The organism is Stappia sp. ABD4_338, from assembly GCF_056312175.1.
The window spans coordinates 2,425,948-2,443,837 of the sequence record NZ_CM149982.1 but is presented as its reverse complement, the minus strand read 5'-3'; the positions used below and the strand labels follow the sequence as shown (position 1 = coordinate 2,443,837).

The 17,890-nt window shown below is 66.3% G+C and carries 15 protein-coding genes; 8 read left to right on the top strand and 7 right to left on the bottom strand.

The window, feature by feature from the left end:
- The first annotated feature begins 101 nt into the window (after nt 1-101).
- Genes ACYX4S_RS11040 through ACYX4S_RS11020 form a run of 5 tightly spaced genes read left to right on the top strand, consistent with a single transcriptional unit; the run spans nt 102 to nt 6,002 of the window.
- Nucleotides 102-1,361, top strand: coding sequence for a sarcosine oxidase subunit beta family protein (locus ACYX4S_RS11040; protein WP_476360201.1), 1,260 nt, complete (start codon nt 102-104; stop codon nt 1,359-1,361).
- A gap of 13 nt (nt 1,362-1,374) precedes the next feature.
- Nucleotides 1,375-1,668 carry a sarcosine oxidase subunit delta gene (locus ACYX4S_RS11035; protein ID WP_422068428.1) on the top strand — a complete coding sequence of 98 codons (294 nt, stop codon included), beginning with the start codon at nt 1,375-1,377 and terminating at the stop codon, nt 1,666-1,668.
- Nucleotides 1,665-4,652 (top strand): sarcosine oxidase subunit alpha family protein, encoded by a 2,988-nt coding sequence (locus tag ACYX4S_RS11030; RefSeq protein WP_476360200.1) that lies wholly within the window; start codon nt 1,665-1,667, stop codon nt 4,650-4,652. Before ACYX4S_RS11035 ends, ACYX4S_RS11030 begins: the two co-directional genes overlap by 4 nt.
- A complete protein-coding gene (locus ACYX4S_RS11025) occupies nt 4,645-5,283 on the top strand; it encodes a sarcosine oxidase subunit gamma (protein WP_476360199.1) in 639 nt (212 codons plus the stop codon). Before ACYX4S_RS11030 ends, ACYX4S_RS11025 begins: the two co-directional genes overlap by 8 nt.
- A complete protein-coding gene (locus ACYX4S_RS11020; protein ID WP_476360198.1) occupies nt 5,280-6,002 on the top strand; it encodes a C40 family peptidase in 723 nt (240 codons plus the stop codon). Before ACYX4S_RS11025 ends, ACYX4S_RS11020 begins: the two co-directional genes overlap by 4 nt.
- A 17-nt stretch (nt 6,003-6,019) precedes the next feature.
- On the opposite strand, the gene ACYX4S_RS11015 is transcribed toward ACYX4S_RS11020, so the two are convergent.
- Nucleotides 6,020-6,724, bottom strand: coding sequence for a DUF4336 domain-containing protein (locus ACYX4S_RS11015; protein WP_476360197.1), 705 nt, complete (start codon nt 6,722-6,724; stop codon nt 6,020-6,022).
- Between the two features lie 135 nt (nt 6,725-6,859).
- On the opposite strand from ACYX4S_RS11015, the gene ACYX4S_RS11010 reads away from it, so the two are divergent.
- From ACYX4S_RS11010 to ACYX4S_RS11000, 3 genes are all read left to right on the top strand, one after another.
- On the top strand, nt 6,860-7,495 hold the full coding sequence (locus ACYX4S_RS11010; RefSeq protein ID WP_476360196.1) for a TetR/AcrR family transcriptional regulator: 636 nt from the start codon (nt 6,860-6,862) through the stop codon (nt 7,493-7,495).
- Nucleotides 7,496-7,673: 178 nt separating this feature from the next.
- The gene (locus ACYX4S_RS11005; protein WP_476360195.1) at nt 7,674-8,873 is read left to right on the top strand and encodes an MFS transporter; all 1,200 of its coding nucleotides are present in this window, start codon (nt 7,674-7,676) and stop codon (nt 8,871-8,873) included.
- A gap of 113 nt (nt 8,874-8,986) precedes the next feature.
- The gene (locus tag ACYX4S_RS11000; RefSeq protein ID WP_476360194.1) at nt 8,987-9,589 is read left to right on the top strand and encodes a TetR/AcrR family transcriptional regulator; all 603 of its coding nucleotides are present in this window, start codon (nt 8,987-8,989) and stop codon (nt 9,587-9,589) included.
- A 25-nt stretch (nt 9,590-9,614) separates the two neighbouring features.
- Here ACYX4S_RS11000 and ACYX4S_RS10995 read toward each other — a convergent pair whose 3' ends face one another.
- The 6 genes from ACYX4S_RS10995 to ACYX4S_RS10970 all read right to left on the bottom strand — a co-directional run bounded on the left by ACYX4S_RS10995 (nt 9,615) and on the right by ACYX4S_RS10970 (nt 17,854).
- Entirely contained in the window at nt 9,615-10,844 is a 1,230-nt protein-coding gene (locus ACYX4S_RS10995; RefSeq protein WP_476360193.1) for a M24 family metallopeptidase, read from the bottom strand.
- 353 nt (nt 10,845-11,197) lie between these two features.
- Nucleotides 11,198-12,052 carry an ABC transporter permease gene (locus ACYX4S_RS10990; protein ID WP_293721003.1) on the bottom strand — a complete coding sequence of 285 codons (855 nt, stop codon included), beginning with the start codon at nt 12,050-12,052 and terminating at the stop codon, nt 11,198-11,200.
- Nucleotides 12,053-12,066: 14 nt separating this feature from the next.
- On the bottom strand, nt 12,067-13,356 hold the full coding sequence (locus ACYX4S_RS10985) for an ABC transporter permease (protein ID WP_476360192.1): 1,290 nt from the start codon (nt 13,354-13,356) through the stop codon (nt 12,067-12,069).
- A 296-nt stretch (nt 13,357-13,652) separates the two neighbouring features.
- A complete protein-coding gene (locus ACYX4S_RS10980; RefSeq protein ID WP_293721006.1) occupies nt 13,653-14,753 on the bottom strand; it encodes an extracellular solute-binding protein in 1,101 nt (366 codons plus the stop codon).
- Between the two features lie 129 nt (nt 14,754-14,882).
- Nucleotides 14,883-15,977: an ABC transporter ATP-binding protein gene (locus ACYX4S_RS10975; RefSeq protein WP_476360191.1), complete on the bottom strand. Its 1,095-nt coding sequence runs from the start codon at nt 15,975-15,977 to the stop codon at nt 14,883-14,885.
- A gap of 338 nt (nt 15,978-16,315) precedes the next feature.
- Nucleotides 16,316-17,854, bottom strand: coding sequence for a trimethylamine methyltransferase family protein (locus ACYX4S_RS10970; protein WP_476360190.1), 1,539 nt, complete (start codon nt 17,852-17,854; stop codon nt 16,316-16,318).
- Nucleotides 17,855-17,890 lie beyond the last annotated feature (36 nt).

The following is a 17,890-nucleotide window of genomic DNA, read 5'->3' as shown; positions in this document are numbered from 1 at the left end:
GGCACTCCGAACGATGACCCCGGCGGTGACGCTCAGGGTGGGAGAGGCCGAAGGCCCGCACCCGTCCGCGCCCCGCCGGATTGCCTGGGGGAGCCTTGACGTTGCAGCACTATTCCGTCCTGTCGCTGGTCGCGAACGCGTTCTCGGGACACCGCCACTGGCGTCCCGCCTGGCGCAAGCCGGATCCGAAACCCGCCTATGACGCCATCATCGTCGGCGGCGGGGGCCATGGTCTCTCCACCGCCTACTATCTGGCGAAGGAACACGGCATCACCAATGTCGCGGTGCTGGAAAAGGGCTGGCTCGGGTCGGGCAACATCGGCCGCAACACGACCATCGTGCGCTCCAACTACATGCTCGCGGAGAACGCCCGCTTCTATGAGTGGTCGATGAAGCTGTGGGAGGGCCTGTCGCGGGACCTCAACTACAACGTCATGTTTTCCCAGCGCGGCGTGCTGAACCTCGCCCATTCCCCGTCCCAGATGGACGCCTACGCGCGGCGCGGCAACGCCATGCGCATGGAGGGCATCGACGCGGAGCTTCTCGACCGGGAACAGGTCGCCGCCCGCGTTCCCGGTCTCGACATGTCGCCGAAGGCGCGCTTTCCGGTCACCGGCGGCCTGCTGCAGCCGCGCGCCGGCACCGCCCGTCACGACGCCGTCGCCTGGGGCTATGCGCGCGCGGCAGATGCGCGCGGCGTCGACATCATCGAGAACTGCGAGGTCACCGGCTTCATCGAGGAGGAGGGGCGCGTCGTTGGCGTCACCACCACGCGCGGCGACATTCGCGCGCCGAAGATCGGCGTCGCCGTCGCCGGCAGCACGTCGGAGGTGATGCGCAAGGCCGGCGTCCCGCATCTGCCCATCGAGAGCCACGTGCTGCAGGCCTTCGTCTCCGAGCCGGTGAAGCCGATCCTCGACAGCGTCGTCACCTTCGGCGCCGGGCATCTCTACATGTCCCAGTCGGACAAGGGCGGCCTCGTCTTCGGCGGTGACATCGACAAGTACAATTCCTATGCCCAGCGGGGAAACCAGCCGGTGGTGGAACACGTCATGAGCGAGGCGGTGGCCATGCTGCCCTTCGTGTCGCGCCTGCGGCTGCTGCGCAACTGGGGCGGCATCATGGACATGAGCATGGATGGCAGCCCGATCATCACGACCGGCCCGCGCCCGGGCCTCTATCTCAACTGCGGCTGGTGCTACGGCGGCTTCAAGGCGACACCGGCATCGGGCTGGTGCTTTGCCTGGACCATGGCGAAGGACGAGCCCCACGCGCTCAACGCGCCCTTCTCCCTCGACCGTTTCCATCGCGGCGCCGTCCTGGACGAGCGCGGCGCCGGTCCGCTCCCCAAGATGCACTGAAAGGGCGCGATCCATGCGTATTGACTGTCCCTGTTGCGGGCCGAGGGCCCTGTCCGAATTCTCCTACGGCGGCGACGCCACGCTGGTGCGCCCGGACCTTGCCGTGAACGAGGCCGCCCCCTTCGCCGCCTTCGTCTACGACCGTGCCAACCCGCGCGGCCCCCACGAGGAACTCTGGCACCACATCGGCGGCTGCCGGCACTGGCTCAAGGTGCGGCGCGACACCGCCACCCACGAGATCCTGTCGGTGGAGCCGGCGGGCCGCGCGGCGCTGCTTGCCGCCGCCGTTCCGGGGAGGGGCGCATGAGCGGGTTTCGGCTGAAGACCGGCGGCGCGCATGTGACGCGCGAGCGCATCCTGACCTTCCGGTTCGACGGCAGGACGCTGGAGGGCTACGAGGGCGACACGCTCGCCTCCGCGCTCATCGCCTCGGGGCGCAAGCTCGTCGGTCGTTCGTTCAAGTACCACCGTCCGCGCGGTGTCTTCTCGGCCGGCGTGGAGGAGCCCAACGCGCTGGTGGAGCTGCGCACGGGATCGCGCCAGGAGCCCAACACCCGCGCCACGATGGCGGAGCTCTACGAGGGGCTGGATGCCGCGAGCCAGAACCTCTGGCCGAGCCTGCGGCACGACATGATGGCGGTGAACGACTACGTCTCGCCGCTGCTGACGGCGGGCTTCTACTACAAGACCTTCATGGAGGCGGGCCAGAGCGGCTGGCATGTCGCCGAGAAGTTCATCCGCCGCGCCGCCGGTCTCGGGCGCGGCACCCATTTTCCCGATCCCGACCGCTACGAGAAGCAGAACGCCTTCTGCGACCTTCTCGTCGTGGGCGCCGGCCCCGCCGGCATGATGGCGGCCCTTGCCGCCGCGCGGGCCGGGCTGAAGGTGATCCTCGCCGACGAGAACGTGCACCCGGGCGGGCGTGTCTTCGAGGAAAGCGGGCGGATCGACGGGCTCGAACCGGCGGTCTGGGCGTCACGGACGGCCGCGATGCTGGAGGCGGAGGGCGTGCGCCTCATGGCCCGCACCAGCGTCTACGGCTATTTCGACGGCAATGTGCTCGGCGCGGTGGAGCGCGTCGGCGATCATCTGCGCGAGCCGCCGGTCTTCACGCCCCGCCAGCGTCACTGGACGATCCATGCGGGGCACGTGGTGCTTGCCACCGGTGCCATCGAGCGGCCCCTGGTCTTTTCCGGCAATGATGCGCCCGGCGTGATGCTGGCCTCGGCGGGACTTGCCTATGCACGTCGCTTCGGCGTGGCCGTCGGGCGCTCCGTGATCGTCTTTTCCAACAATGACGGCGGCGCGCGCACCGCGCTCTCGCTGCATGAGCTGGGCGTGCCGGTCAAGGCGGTGGTCGACTGCCGCCGCGCGATCGACGCCGGAATGGCGGAGGAACTCGCCGAGCGCGGCATTCGCGTGGAAACGGGGGCCGTCGTCGCGGCGACCAGGGGACGCAAGGCGCTCGCCTCGGTGGAGATCCGGGGCTTCGATCCCGACACCGGGCGCCTCGGCGACAACGGAATGCACCCGGCCTGCGACACGCTTCTGGTCGCGGGCGGCTGGACGCCGAGCGTTCATCTGGCGAGCCAGGCCGGCAGCGCGCCGGTCTTCGACGAGGGGCTGCACTCCTTCGTGCCGGGCACCCCGCGCGAGGCCTGGACGGCCTGCGGAGCCTGTTCCGGGCGGCTGGGTCTCGCGGCCTGCCTGGAGAGCGGCCGTGACGCGGGCCTCGCGGCGGCCGCGGCCCTTGGCAAGGCGATGGCGGGCCCGGCGTTCGGGCTGCCGGAGCTTTCCGGCGTCGCGGGGGCGGAACTGCCCGCACCGGTCTTCGAGGTGCCGGCCTGCGGTCGCGGCAAGCGCTTCGTCGATCTCCAGCACGACGTGACCGCAAACGACATCGCGCTCGCCAACCGCGAGGGCTTTTCCTCGGTGGAACACGTCAAGCGCTACACCACGCTCGGCATGGCGGCGGACCAGGGCAAGACCTCCAACGTCAACGCCATCGCGCTGCTTGCGCGCGAGCGCGGTCTCGCGAGCGCTGGCGTCGGCACCACCCGCTTCCGCATGCCGTGGACGCCGGTGACGATCGGCGCGCTGGCCGGGCGCGAGACGGGCGGTCATCTGGCGCCCGTGCGGCGCACCCCGCTGCATGACTGGCATGTGGAGCAGGGGGCGGAGATGATGGCGGCGGGCCGCTGGATGCGCCCAAGGGCCTACATCCGCGCCGGCGAGACGCTCGAGCAGGCCTATGTGCGCGAGGCCCGCGCCGTGCGCGCCTCCGTCGGGCTCGTCGATGTCTCCACGCTCGGCAAGATCGACGTGCAGGGGCCGGATGCGGCGGCCTTTCTCGACCGGCTCTACGCCAACCCCATGGGAAAGCTCGCCACCGGCAAGGCGCGCTACGGCGTGATGCTGCGCGAGGATGGCATCCTCTTCGACGACGGCACCGCCTGGCGCCTGTCCGGGTCGCGATTCCTCGTCACGACGACCACGGCGAACGCCGCCGCCGTGCTTGCCCACATGGAGCACTGCCTGGAAATCCTGTGGCCGGAGCTTCACGTTAACGTGACCTCGGTGACCGACCGATACGCCGCACTGGCCATCGCCGGCCCGGCCTCGCGGGCGGTGCTTGCAAGCGCGCTTGGCGAGGGCGACGTGTCCGACGCGGCCTGTCCGCACATGGGCATCGTGCGCGGGCGCATCGGCGCGACACCGGTCATGATCGCCCGGCTCTCCTTTTCCGGCGAGCTTGCCTATGAGGTCTACAGCGACTGGAACGACGGGCCGGCGGTCTGGGAAGCCCTGCTCGCCGCTGGGGCAAATGACGCGATCACGCCCTACGGCATGGAAGCGCTGGGCACGCTCCGGATCGAGAAGGGGCACATCACCGGCGCGGAGATGGACGGGCGCACGACGCTTGCCGATCTCGGGCTCGGGCGCATGGCCTCGCGGCGCAAGCCCTATATCGGATCGGCGATGCTCGACCGGGAGGCCCTTGCCGATCCCGGTCGCCGGGTTCTGGTGGGCCTTGTGTCGCAGGACGGGAACCCGATCCGCACGGGCAGCCACTTGACCCTTCCCGGCGAAGCGGCGAGTCTGGGACATGTGACCGCCATGACCTTTTCACCGGTCGTGGGAACCCACATCGCGCTGGCCCTTCTTGCCGGCGGAAGAGAGCGCGTCGGCGATACGCTCGAGGCGGTCTTCCCCATGAAGGACGAGACGGTCCGGGTGAAGGTCACGGAGCCCTGTTTCCATGATCCTGAAGGGAACCTGCTAAATGTCTGACAGTCCTCTTGATACGAGCATCCCCCAGATGGAGGCGGATCACCCGCATCCAACGGGACCGCTCGTGCCGGGAGAGACCGGCGGCGCGGGCGAGGCACGCCTCCTCCTGAACGAGGTCGAACTGCCCGCCGTCGTCGAGATCGGAGCCTGGCCGAACTGCCTCGAGGTGGTGTCCACGCGGCTTGGCGAGATCGTGGGCACCTCGCTTCCCGGGCGTCCGGGGCGGTTCTGCGAGGGCGAGGGCGCATTGCTCGGATGGGTGGCCTTCGGCCGTTTCCTCTGGCTTTCCGCGAGTGCCGACGACGTCGCGCGGCTGGAAGGGGCCTTCGAAACGGACGAGGCGTCCGTGGTCGATCTGGTCAGCGCGCGCAACGGGGTTCGCCTGACCGGCGACGTCGCGCCGGATCTTCTCAACAAGGCCGTGGCGATCGACTTCGATCCGCGCGCCTTCCCGCCCGGTTCGCTGGCCCAGACGGTCATCCACGAGGTGCCGGTGGTGATCCTGCGCCGCACGGCCGAGAGCTTCGACCTGCTGTCGCCCTCGAGCTTCGCGGAAACCATCTCGGACTGGCTTCGGGACGCGGCGCTCGAGTTCGGCTACAGGGTCGAGGATCCGGTCAAGGTCGCATGAGCAGGCTGCTTCGCGAGGTGCGGCGCGCGGCATGTGTCGCGGCCGTGCTCGCCATGCTGCCCCTTGGCGGGCAGGGCCTCGCGCGCGATCTCGAAGCGAACGACTTCCATGATTGGGGGAACGCCCAGCTGATCTTCGTTCAGGGGGCGGAACCGCTCGACCGCGCGCTCGTGCAGGCCACGAAAAGTCCCTACACCCATGTCGGGATCGTGCGCCTGACGGGCGGCGGTCCGGTCGTGCTGGAGACCACGCCGTCGCTGTGGGAGGTCTTCGTCGAGGACTTTCTCGACCAGTCGGTGGACGGGCACTATGCGGTCTACGGCCTGCGGGGACTGTCGGAGGAGGATGCCTTCACGCCGCCGCGCGTCGCCAATGATTTCCTGGAAGCCCCCGACGATCCGTATCTGCGCGAGGGCCTGTCGGAAATGTCCGGCGCGGAACTGGTCAACCGCTCTTATCGCTCGATCGGGCTGGACCTGGGAGAGCCGGTTCCCCTTGGCGATCTTGCCGCCGGCAGCCCGGAGCTGCGGGTGTGGCTGGAGAGCGTCTGGCGCGCGCATCCCGACTGCAGCGGGCAGCGGCTCGACAGGGCGGATTGTCTCGCAAGGCTTCAGCGCCAGAAGGTGCTGACGCCGGCGGCCATCGGCGCGGCTCCCGGTCTCGTCTGCCTCTGGTCCAGCTTCCCGCAGGATCGGGAGCGCTGCCCGGGACCCCGATAGGGCCCCGGGCCGGAGCGTCACGCCGTGGCGTCATCCCGCGGCTCTTCCGGCGACTTGCCGATCCATTCCAGCGCGCGTTCAACGAAGGCCAGACCGTCGGTCTTGCACCATTCGCCATGCGCGAGCGTCGCCTGCTCGGGCTTCCAGCCCAGCACCTTGTCACGTGCCGCGCGCGTCGGGGTGCGGTCGGTGAAGGACAGCCGCCATTCGCCCGGGGCATGGGGCGACTTCGCGGTGACGCCGTCGATATGCGCCAGCGGACGCTGCCACCAGCTCCAGTGCTTTTGCAGGAAGTCCTCGCTGAACGCCTCGATCAGGTCGGCGAAGATCGCCGTGCGCGACGGACGATGGAAGAACACCACCTCGTCCATCATGAAGGAGCCGCGAAACCACGCCTGGTCGATATCCGGTCCCCACTCGGGCGGAGGGGTGTCCTCAAGCGCCGGCTGGAACGTGAGATCCGTGCGTTTGGCGATCGTGCTGGCCGGTCCCCAGAGCAGGGCCCGGGGAAAGGCGTCCTTCCATTCGCTCAGGAACAGGTGATGGATCTTGTTGGGGCTGACCAGATGGGCGACGTGGCCAAGCGCCTCGACCTCGGCGCGCAACTCGTCGGTCAGGGCGATGGGCGACCAGACCCACAAGGCATCGCCCTCGAGCCGGGCGATCACCATCCGGGTGGGATAGGGAAAACTGTAGAAATCGACGATGGGGCCGTCGGCCATCCATATCCGGTCTCCGATCGGGTGAAGCTGCGTCATAAGGGGCCTCGGGCGTTGTGAACCGCAATGTGTACCGTTCTGTGTACCAGTGGTACACACTCTGGTTTGTAGGGACGGCCGGTGCTATCTGTCAATGCCATGAGCCGAAGACTTGAAAACCTTGATGTCGAGCGACAGCGTCGGCTGTTCGATGCCACCGCGCAGGAGTTTGCGGAACACGGTTACGAGGGAGCCTCGCTGAACCGGATCCTGACGCTGTCCGGGATGAGCAAGAGTTCACTCTATTACTATTTCGACGACAAGGCGGACCTGTTCACCACCATGATCGAGCGCGCGCTCATGGCGCTGTTTCGCGAGGTCGGGGGGCTGGAAGCCGGGGCGCTGAGCGCGGAAACCTTCTGGGCGACCTTCGAGGACCGCTACCGCAAGAGCATCGCGGTGGTCGAGCGGGACGCCTGGCTCGTGCGCCTTGGCGGCCTGTTCTACCAGTTGCGCGGTTCGCCCAGGGCGGGGGCTTCCACGGACCGCCTGTTTCTGGCGGCGCGTCAATGGGTCGAGGAAATCGTGACGCGCGGGCAGGACCTTGGCGTGGTGAGGCGGGACCTGCCGCACTCGCTGCTGGTCGATGCCTCCATCGCCCTGATCGAGACCCTCGACTGCTGGGTCGTGGCCCATTGGGAGGCGTTGTCGGAGGCTGAAAAGGAGCGTCTGCCGGCGGAGCACATCGGCCTGTTCCGCCGCCTTCTGGCGCCCGAAGGAGCGCTGCGGTCATAGCTTACACGGCGCCACCGGGTAGACGTCTACCGTTGTTTTGAATTGACTGACCGTCGGTCAATTGCTAGTGGGAAGGGCCGCCCAAAACCGTGCCAGCGAGTGTCAGCCAGCCGTCGCGCGCCTCCGTGGGCTGGCAATGGGGGCGTCCGTTTTCTCATGACCTCGTGTGGATACTCCGATGACTGAAATGAAACGCGCCTCGTCAGCCGCCAGACCGGTTGGTGTCGCGGCCCTGATTGCCTTTGTTCTTGTTTCGCTCAACATGCGCATCGCTTTTGGCGGGGTGGGGCCGGTGCTGCCCTACATGCAACTCGATCCGCTGGTCGCCGCGGCGCTGACCGCGTTTCCTGCCCTGTGCATGGGGCTTTTCGCGCCGCTTGGTGCGGTGGCGGGGCGCCGGTTCGGCGAGGAGCGCGCGCTGTTTCTTGCTGTGCTTGCCCTGACACTCGGCATTCTGCTTCGTTCCATGAACATTGCCGGCCTCCTGGTCGGGACGATTGTCGCCAGTGGCGGTATCGCCGCGCTCAACGTCCTGATGCCCGTGTTCGTCCGTCAGCAGTTTCCGCCAGATCGCATCGGCGTGATGATGGGGCTCTTTGCCATGATGATGGCCAGCGGAGGCACCGTCATGGCGGCACTCGCCGTCCCTCTCTATGGTGTTTCGGGGGAGTCCTGGCAGATCACGCTCGGCGTCGCCGCCGTGCCGGCCGCGCTGGCCCTTGTGGCATTGCTGCCGCTTCTGGGAGCCTCGAGCCGGCCCGAGGGACTTGGGCTTCCCGTCCGACCCTGGCATTGGCTTCTCGCGCATCCGACCGTCTGGAGCCTGATAGGCTTCTTCAGCATCCAGTCGCTGGTGTTCTATGCGGTTCTCGCCTGGTTGCCGACGATCTATGTGTCGAGGGGAGCCGCGCCGGCGATGGGAGGGATCTACCTCGCGACCTGGCTGGTAGCCGTCACCGCTGGCAGCTTTCTCGGTCCGACGCTGGCCGCCCGCCGGAACGACCATCGTCGCTACATTCTCCTCAGCATACTGGCCTGCATTGCCGGGCTTGTGGGCGTGGTCCTCGCCCCTCTCGGGCAGGGGTTGTTCTGGTCGACCGTTCTCGGTCTCGGCATGGGAGCGGGGCAGGGACTGCCCGGCGTGCTCTACGCCAAGCGGACCGCCGATCATGCCCAGATGACCCAGCTCTCCGGCATGGTGCAGACGGTCGGCTATCTGGTCGCGGGCGTTGGTCCGATTATTGCCACGGTGCTGTATCGCTGGAGCGGTGGATGGACGTGGCCGCTGGCTGTCTTCGTCATGCTGCTGGTGTTCAATGCCTTTGCCAGCTTGCATTGTGGTCGCGACCATGTGATCGCGATGCCTGAACGAGCGTGACGGTTGCTCCCCCTGCGCCCTGAGGACTGCAAGGGCGCGCAGGGGCCGGAGCGTGATCTGATCGGGGAAGGGCGCCGGCGGACCTGCCGCCGGCGCCTGCGGAAGGGACGGACATGACCACCACGACGACGAAGAGATCCCGGACCAAGCCGGCCGAGGTGCGCCGCGACGAACTGATGGATGCGGCACAGGCACTGTTCATGGAAAAGGGATTCGCGGCGACCAGCGTCGCCGAGATCGTCGAGGGGGCCGGAGTCGCGAAAGGGACCTTCTACACATATTTTCAGAGCAAGGACGAGGTGCTCGCCGCCTTGCGGGAGCGCTTCATCGAAGGGTTCCGCGACAGGGTCGCCGGGGCGGTCGATGCCTGTCACGGGTCCTGGATGGACAAGCTGGACGCCTGCGCGGAGGCCTGCGTCAACGCCTATCTCGACGAGGTCGTCCTGCACGATCTCGTCTTCCACCAGTACCAGCCCGGCAATCGTGCGCTGAAGTCGGAAAATCCCGTCGTCACCTGTCTTGTCGGAATGCTGCGGGAAGGGGAGGGCGCCGGGGCGTGGCGCCTGGTGACGCCACGCCTGACGGCCGTGATGCTGTTCGGCGCCTTTCACGGTGCCGTCGACGAGGCCCTCTCCAGGGACGAGGCCGCCGACAGGGTCTCCCTGGTCGGCGCGGTCGTGCGGTTCTGGCGCAATGCGCTGACGGTTGCCGCCTGAGCGGGTTTCGTTGCGCGCCCCCGTCTCATCCGCCTGCGGAGGCCTTGCCGACCACATTGTGTTCCGGTCCGAAGGGGAAGCCCGTGATGTTTTCCGCGCCGTCCCCGGTCACGATCAGGATGTCGTGCTCGCGGTAACCGCCGGCGCCTGGAAGTCCCTCCGGGATCATGATCATCGGCTCCATGGACACCACCATGCCCGGTTCCAGCACCGTGTCGACGTCCTCGCGCAGTTCCACCGACGCCTCGCGGCCGTAGTAGTGGCTGAGCACGCCGAAGGAGTGCCCGTAGCCGAAGGAGCGGTAGCGCAGCAGGTCGTGGGCGCGGTAGATCTCGTTGAGTTCGGCGGCGATGTCGCGGCAGCGCGCGCCCGGCCGGATCAGCTCCAGCCCGCGCCGGTGGACCTCGCAGTTGATCTCCCAGGGCTTCAGGTTCGCGTCCGGCACGTGATCGCAAAAGAGCGTGCGCTCGAGCGCGGTGTAGTAGCCGAAGATCATCGGAAAACAGTTGAGCGACAGGATGTCTCCGCTCTCCACCTTGCGGTTGGTGACCGGGTTGTGCGCTCCGTCCGTGTTGATGCCCGACTGGAACCACGTCCAGGTGTCCATGAGTTCCGCGAAGGGGAAGCTGGCCGCGATCTCGCGCACCATGGCCCGCGTTCCCGCGAGCGCCACCTCGTGCTCGGGGACCCCGGCCTCGACCGCGCCCGCCACGGCCGCGCCGCCGATGTCGCAGATCCGCGTGCCTTCGCGAATGAGGGCCTGTTCCTCCGCCGACTTGATCGTGCGCAGCCGCATGGCGTCGCCCGCGATGTCGACGAACTCGACCTTCGGGAAGGCGGACTTCAGCCGCGCCATCGTGTCCAGGGTGACATGGTCGAACTCGATGCCGATGCGCCGCGCGGTCCCTGCAAGCTCGCCGACGGCCGTGAACCAGTTGTCCCGGTTCCAGTCGGTATAGGTCAGCACGTCGCCGTGGCTGCGCCGCCACGGCTGCCCGCCGTCGATGCCGGCGGCGATGATCGTCGCACGCTCGTGGTCTATGACGAGGCCGTAGCGACGTCCGAAGGAGCAGTAGAGGAACCCGCTCAGGTAGCAGATGTTGTGATAGGAGGTGAAAAGCGCCGCGTCGATGGTCCGCGACGCCAGCAGCGCGCGTATCCCCGCCTGCCGGCGGTCCATTTCCGCGTCCGAGAAGGGTTTCCAGCCCTTTTCGCCGTTGTGCCAGCGCATGGTGGCCTGAAGGTCGAGATCCATGTCCGTTTTCTCCCGCCGTTTTCCGTTTCGGATCCGTGAAACAAAAAAGGCGGGCCGGTTCGCAGATGGAACCGGCCCGCCAGGCCTTGCGTGCGATGTTCGCCCCGTCGGGTTCTCCCGGACCCTGGGGTCGGGGAGAACTTCCCGGTGACTGGCGTTCCGCCACCGGTCCGGAAAAAGGGAGGCGGGGCGAACCGCCATGAATTTCGGTGACCGCCGTTCGCCCGCGTCAGGCACGCGCTCGCGGCAATCTCGAACAATTCTGACTCAATTTTTGCAAAAAAGAAGCCCGGAATTGCAGCTGACAGGCAATTCCGGGCTTCGGTGTTTGTCGGCGAAGGGCCGCCGGAGCGTCAGGAGGGCGAGAGCCCACGCAGCCGCTCGGACCGCCGGCGCAGCAGTTCCAGCACCGTCAGCAGCGCGATGGAGATCGCCACCATCAGCGAGGCGACGGCCAGGATCGTCGGCGAGATCTGTTCGCGCAGGCCGGTGAACATCTGCCAGGGCAGGGTCTTCTGTCCGGCCGAGCCGAGGAACAGCACCACCACCACCTCGTCGAACGAGGTGATGAAGGCGAACAGCGCACCCGATACCACGCCGGGAACGATGAGCGGCATCTGCACCTTGAAGAAGGTCGTGACCGGATTGGCGCCAAGACTTGCCGCCGCGCGGGTCAGGGAGCGGTCGAAGCCGACCAGCGTCGCCGTCACCGTGATGATGACGAAGGGTGTGCCGAGTGCGGCGTGCGCGAGAACCACGCCGATGTAGGTGCCCTGAAGACCGACGCGCGAGTAGAAGAAATACATGCCGGCGGCGGAGATGATCAGCGGAACGATCATCGGCGAGATGAGCACCGCCATGATCGCGGAGCGGTAGGGCACATGGCTCTGCGACAGGCCGATGGCCGCGAGCGTGCCAAGCGAGGTGGCAAGGATCGTGGCCGCCGGGGCAATGGCGAAGGAGTTCCACATCGCCTGCTGCCAGTTCGGATTCGTGAAGAAGTCCGCATAGTGCTTGAGCGAGTAGCCGGCCGGGTCCAGCGCGAGCATCTCCTTCGTGAAGGTGAAGAAGTTCTCGGCGTTGAACGACAGCGGAACGATCACCATGATCGGAAAGATCAGGAAGAAGAAGATCAATCCGCAGATGGTCCGGAACGAATAGTGCCAGACATGCTGACCGGTCGTTGCATAGGGCGGAAGAGCTGACATTTTTCTTGGTCTCCTCAGCCGAGCTTCACGTTATCGATGCCGACGATCTTGTCGTAGACATAGAAGAGCAGCAGGACGGCCGCGAGCAGGATGACGCCGAGCGCCGCCGCCAGACCCCAGTTCAGCGAACTGGAGATGTGGTAGGCGATGCGGTTCGAGATGAAGATGCCGCTGGTGCCGCCGACCAGTTCCGGCGTGATGTAGTAGCCGATGGCCAGGATGAACACGAGCACCGCGCCCGCGCCGATGCCGGGAACCGTCTGCGGAAAATACACCCGCCAGAAGGCCGTCCAGTCGGTTGCGCCGAGGCTTTTCGCGGCACGCACGTAGGAGGGCGAGATGGTCTTCATCACCGAGTAGAGCGGCAGGATCATGAAGGGCAGCAGGATGTGCGTCATGGCGATGATCGTGCCGGTCTGGTTGTTGATCATCACCAGACGGCCGGCATCGCTGAGGATCCCGGTCCAGACCAGGAAGTCGTTGATGACGCCCTGTTGCTGCAGCAGCACCTTCCATGCGGATGTTCGAACCAGAAGCGATGTCCAGAAGGGCAGCAGCACCAGGATCATCAGCAGGTTGGCCGAGCGCGCGGGCAGGGCCGCCAGCAGGAAGGCCACCGGATAGCCGAGCAGGATGCAGGAGAAAGTGATCGACAGCGACAGGAACAGCGTCCGGGCGAACAGGAACAGGTAGATCCGCTCGTCCTCGGGCTTGAACTCGATGCCGTCGGCCGTGAGCTCCATGTCGGCGGCGTTCAGGAAGTAGCCGGAGGTGTAGGCCGGCGAATAGCGCTTGAGAACCGACCAGACGCCAACGTCGCCCCAGTCGTCATCGATGTCGATGAACTGGGCCTTGTAGGGCTCCGCGTCGTCCATGCGGTCGACCCGCCGGCCGGTCTTGCGGAACAGGCTCGACATGCCCGACGCCTCGTAATTGAGGCGCGAGCCGAGCCGCGTGTGGGTCTTTTCCTCGGCCGCGATGACGAGATCGTCGTGCAGGGCCTTGTAGACCGGCTCGCCGGGCAGCTCGCCCGAGGCCGGATCCCAGTTCGCGAGTGCCTCCACCGTGCGCGGCAGGGTCTCCTCGACGATCCGGTTGTCGACGGATCGGAACAGCATGTCGGCGATGGGCAGCGCGAAGCTGAACAGGATGAAGAGCAGGAGGGGCGCGATCAGCATCAGCGAGCGCATCTTCTCCCGCCTGAGTGCCCGCGCCAGGCTCACCTTGAGCGGTGTGCCGTCGCGTGTGGTCAGGACTGTCTGACCTGTCGTGTCCCCGTTGGAGGCCGTTGTGTCGCTTGCCATTCCGCTGTCTCTGCCCCGGAAGTGTTCTTGGCGCCGAGGGCCCCTTGCGGGCCCGGGAAGCCTGGATGGCCCGTGTCCGGACCGGGAGTTTGACTGCCCGCGGCTGCAGGATCATCGCGCGTTTCGCCCTCTTGCCGGGGCCTGTCGCGGTGCGCGTTGGACAGCTTCATCATCATGCCCCGGGTCGAAGCTCCGGGGAGAGGCGGCGCGGGCGAGGGGCCGAAACGGCTTTCGTCCGCGCGCCGGTGTCGCGGCCGGACGGGATTATCCCGTCCGGCGCTGTGTCCGTTTCCGGATCAGCTGGCGAGCCAGGCCTGGAACTTGGCGTCCAGATCGTCGCGATAGTCCGCCCACCACTCGTAATTGTAGAGGAAGGTGTTCTTGGAGTTCGCGGGATCGGTCGGCATGTGCGGAGCCATCTCGATGCCGAGCTCGGCGTGCTTGCCGACGAGCGGGGCCGAGGACTTGCGGGCCGGGCCGTAGGAGATGTACTTCGCCTGGTCGGCGAGACGCTGCGTGTCGGTCGCGAACTTCAGGAAGTCCATGACCATCTTCTTGCGGTCATCCGGCAGGCCGGCGGGAACGATCCAGCCGTCCAGGTCGAACACCTGCGCGTCCCAGAGCATCTTGACCGGCTGGTCCTGCTCCTCGATCACCGAGAACAGGCGACCGTTGTAGGTCGAGCCGATCACGACCTCGCCGTCGGCGAGAAGCTGCGGCGTCTCGGCACCGGCCGACCACCACACGACCTGGTCCTTGATCGTGCCGAGCTTGGCAAGCGCGCGATCGACGCCTTCCTCGGTCTCAAGGACGTCATAGACCTGGTCCTTCGGCACGCCGTCGCACAGAAGGGCCCACTCCATGTTGTTGATCGGACGCTTCTCGAGCGAACGCTTGCCCGGGAAGTTCTCCAGATCGAACACGGCGCAGATGTCTTCCGGCTCCTTGCCGTTCCACTCCGCGACATCGGTGCGGTAGCCGAAGGTGGTCGAGTAGACGATCTGCGGGATGAAGCAGTCGGAAACCAGAAGGTCGCCGAAGTCTTCGCTCGCCGGCGAGCCGTCCGGAGCCTTGGCGAGAACCTCGTCCGCGTCGATCTCCATGGCGAGGCCTTCGTCGCACAGGCGGATCGCGTCGGACGCGACCACGTCGACGAGATCCCACGTCACGTTGCCGGCCTCGTTCATGGCGCGCAGCTTGGCGACCGCCTCGTTGGACGACTCGTCCCAGATGAAGTTGATGTCCGGATGCTCCGCAGCATAGGGCTCGACGTAGGCCTTGTTCTGCGAGTTCTGGTAGGCGCCGCCCCAGGACACGATGGTAAAGTCTTTGGCGCTGGCGCCGGCGGTCATCAGAAGCGACGCCGCGCCTGCGAGCAGGACAGTCTTGAAGGTCATGGAGTTCGTCTCCTTGCTTTGCTTGATCGCCCGGGCTGGCCCGGGTGCGAAGGCAACGCGGCGAAACCGCGTCGCCGAAGGGCGGGGCGCAAGACCCTTGCGCCGGGCCGCCCGTGTCGATCGCCGGTCTCAGTCGACCGGGTCGAGAGCCTTGCAGTCGGCGGCCGCCCACCCGATCTCGACCATCTGGCCGACGCTCAGGTCGCGCTTCTCGCCGCGATTGCGGACCTTGACGACAAACTCGTCGTTGCCGGCAACCGCCATGCGTACGCGGATGTGGTCGCCGAGATAGATCATCTCCTCGATGCGGCCCTTGACGAGGTTGTCCATGGACTCGTTCGTGTCGAACTCGACACGCTCGGGACGCAGCGAAATGGTCGTCCGCGATCCCACGCCGCCGATGTTCACGGCTTCCGCCTTGAGCATCGTGCCGTCATCGAGCTTCACGTCGCACGAGCTGCCCGAGACCTCGGTGACCGTTCCGGAGAGCTTGTTGTTCTCGCCGATGAACTGGGCCACGAACGAGTTCTGCGGTGTCTCGTAAAGCTCGTCCGGACGGGAGAGCTGCTGGATCACGCCGTCGTTGAACACCGCGACCCGGTCCGACATGGTCAGGGCCTCGGTCTGGTCGTGGGTCACATAGACGATCGAGACGCCGATGTTCTCGTGGATGTGCTTGATCTCGTACTGCATCTGCTCGCGCAGCTGCTTGTCGAGGGCACCAAGCGGCTCGTCCATGAGAACCAGCTCGGGCTCGAACACCAGCGCACGGGCAACCGCCACGCGCTGCTGCTGGCCACCCGAAAGCTGGGCCGGGCGGCGCGAACCGAACGCGCCGAGCTCGACCATCTCCAGGGCCCGCTTCACCTTCTCTTCCTGTTCCGCCTTGCCCATGCCGCGAACCTGCAGCGGGAAGGCCAGGTTTTCCGCCACGCTCATGTGCGGAAAGAGGGCGTAGTTCTGGAACACCATGCCGATGCCGCGCTTGTGCGGGGGCACGTTGTTGATCGGGCTTTCGTTGAGGAAGATCTCGCCGTGCGTCGCCGGCTCGAAACCCGCCAGCATCATCAGGCAGGTGGTCTTGCCCGATCCGGACGGCCCCAGCATGGTGAGGAATTCGCCCGGCGGCATGTCGAGGTTTAGATTTTTGACGACGAGGGTTTCCCCGTCATAGCTTTTCTGAACATTTTCGTAGCGGACGGAGGCGCCCCTGGCTTCTGACATCTGTACCCCTAAGAAAAAAACAAAAAGGGGCAGTCAGCCGCGCCAATAAATGGCCGGTTTATCATGCTGTCCCCTCTGTGCCGCTCTTCCGAACTCTTGTCGATCCGGTTCAAGCCCTGTCATTGCGTTAAGCTAAGCAAAATATGAGGCACATTGGAAGGGGGGCTGTGAAAAAAATGTGGCGGCCTGTAATGCCAAGGTCTCTGAGACTGCTTGGAAATTGGGCTTTCCGCGTGTTTTTTGGTCATGCAACGACGTCGGGTCGGCGCAAATTGAATGCGCCGACCTCAGTGTTTTTCATCTTTCGTTTTGCAAGATCGTTTCTAAACTTGCGAGAACTATACGTTGCTGTCCGGGAATTCTTCTTTTCTTCGGGACATGAACGAAATGAGAGCTTCATCGATGGCGGGGTCGAGCGAAGGAGGCTCGTAGGCTGCAAGCGTTTGCTTCCACTTGCGATTCGCTCTCCAGGCCGCATCGAGGCCGCCGTCGGCGGTCCATTGCTCGAAGGAATTGTTGTCGGCGATCTCCGAGCGGAAGAACGCGCTCTCGAAATTGCGCTGCGTGTGGGCCGCGCCCAAGAAGTGTCCGCCCGGACCGACCTCGGCGAGGGCGTCCATCGCCTGGGCTTCCTCGCTCAGGTCGATGCCCTTCGCCAGGACATGCATCATGCCAAGCTGGTCACAGTCCATGACGAATTTCTCGTAGGAGGAACACAGCCCACCCTCCAGCCAGCCGGCGGCATGGAGGCAGAAGTTGACGCCTGCGAGCAGGGTCGCGGTGATGGTCTGTGTCGATTCCTGCGCCGCCTGGGCGTCGGGCACCTTGGAGGAGGTGAACGAGCCGCCGGAACGGAACGGCAGACCGGCCCGGCGTGCGAGCTTGGCCGCGCCGTTGAGCAGCAGCGTGCCCTCGGGCGATCCGAACGTCGGCGCGCCGGACTGCATGGAGATGGAGGACACGAAGGCGCCGAACACCACGGGCGCTCCCGGGCGCACCAACTGGGTCAGCGCGCAGCCGGCCAGCGCTTCCGCCAGCACCTGCGCGAGCGTTCCCGCCACCGTGACCGGGCTCATCGCGCCGGCAAGGATGAAGGGTGAGACGATGCACGCCTGGTTGGCCGCCGCATAGACCTTGAGCGCGCCGAGCATGGTCGCGTCGAACACGAGCGGCGAGTTGGCGTTGATGAGCTGGATCATCACGCAGTTCTGGTCGACGAAGTCCTCTCCGAAGACCAGTTTCGCCATCTCCACGCTGTCCTGCGCGCGCTCGGGCGCCGTCACGGACCCCATGAATGGCTTGTCCGAGTATTTCAGGTGCGCGTAGACCATGTCGAAGTGCCGCTTGTTCACCGGCAGGTCGACGGGCTCGCACACGGTGCCGCCCGAGTGGTGCAGCCAGGGCGAGGCGTAGGCGAGCTTCACGAAATTGCGGAAGTCCTCGATGGTGCCGTAGCGCCGGCCGCGATCGAGATCGGTGACGAAGGGCGGGCCGTAGACCGGCGCGAAGATCGTGTTGTCACCGCCGATCTCGACGGAGCGCGCCGGATTGCGGGCATGCTGCGTGAAGGTCAGGGGCGCGGTCTTGACCAGTTCGCGCAGCATTCCCTTGGGAAAGCGCACGCGCTCGCCGTCGACCTCGGCGCCAGCCTTGCGCCAGATCTCGAGCGTCTCGGGATCATCCCGGAACTCGATGCCGATCTCGGCCAGAAGCCGGTCGGCGTTGGCCTCGATGATCTCCGCGCCTTCATCGCTCAGGAAGTCGAGAAGCGGAATGTTGCGCGTGATGTAGGGCGCCGAGGCCCCGCCGGAGGAGCGCCGGCGTTCCGTTCTGGCGGCGCGCCCCCTGCGGCCCGCACGTGTTTCTGTATCGCTCATGCCTGGCCAGCCTTTTCCCTGGTTCCTCCCTCCGCG

Bases quoted from the DNA above. Each gene is read 5' to 3' on its own strand.
- ACYX4S_RS11035 (WP_422068428.1), top strand. From the start codon at position 1,375: ATGCGTATTGACTGTCCCTGTTGCGGGCCGAGGGCCCTGTCCGAATTC.
- ACYX4S_RS11030 (WP_476360200.1), top strand. From the start codon at position 1,665: ATGAGCGGGTTTCGGCTGAAGACCGGCGGCGCGCATGTGACGCGCGAG.
- ACYX4S_RS11025 (WP_476360199.1), top strand. From the start codon at position 4,645: ATGTCTGACAGTCCTCTTGATACGAGCATCCCCCAGATGGAGGCGGAT.
- ACYX4S_RS11020 (WP_476360198.1), top strand. From the start codon at position 5,280: ATGAGCAGGCTGCTTCGCGAGGTGCGGCGCGCGGCATGTGTCGCGGCC.
- ACYX4S_RS11015 (WP_476360197.1), bottom strand. From the start codon at position 6,724: ATGGCCGACGGCCCCATCGTCGATTTCTACAGTTTTCCCTATCCCACC.
- ACYX4S_RS11010 (WP_476360196.1), top strand. From the start codon at position 6,860: ATGAGCCGAAGACTTGAAAACCTTGATGTCGAGCGACAGCGTCGGCTG.
- ACYX4S_RS11005 (WP_476360195.1), top strand. From the start codon at position 7,674: ATGACTGAAATGAAACGCGCCTCGTCAGCCGCCAGACCGGTTGGTGTC.
- ACYX4S_RS11000 (WP_476360194.1), top strand. From the start codon at position 8,987: ATGACCACCACGACGACGAAGAGATCCCGGACCAAGCCGGCCGAGGTG.
- ACYX4S_RS10995 (WP_476360193.1), bottom strand. From the start codon at position 10,844: ATGGATCTCGACCTTCAGGCCACCATGCGCTGGCACAACGGCGAAAAG.
- ACYX4S_RS10990 (WP_293721003.1), bottom strand. From the start codon at position 12,052: ATGTCAGCTCTTCCGCCCTATGCAACGACCGGTCAGCATGTCTGGCAC.
- ACYX4S_RS10985 (WP_476360192.1), bottom strand. From the start codon at position 13,356: ATGGCAAGCGACACAACGGCCTCCAACGGGGACACGACAGGTCAGACA.
- ACYX4S_RS10980 (WP_293721006.1), bottom strand. From the start codon at position 14,753: ATGACCTTCAAGACTGTCCTGCTCGCAGGCGCGGCGTCGCTTCTGATG.
- ACYX4S_RS10975 (WP_476360191.1), bottom strand. From the start codon at position 15,977: ATGTCAGAAGCCAGGGGCGCCTCCGTCCGCTACGAAAATGTTCAGAAA.
- ACYX4S_RS10970 (WP_476360190.1), bottom strand. From the start codon at position 17,854: ATGAGCGATACAGAAACACGTGCGGGCCGCAGGGGGCGCGCCGCCAGA.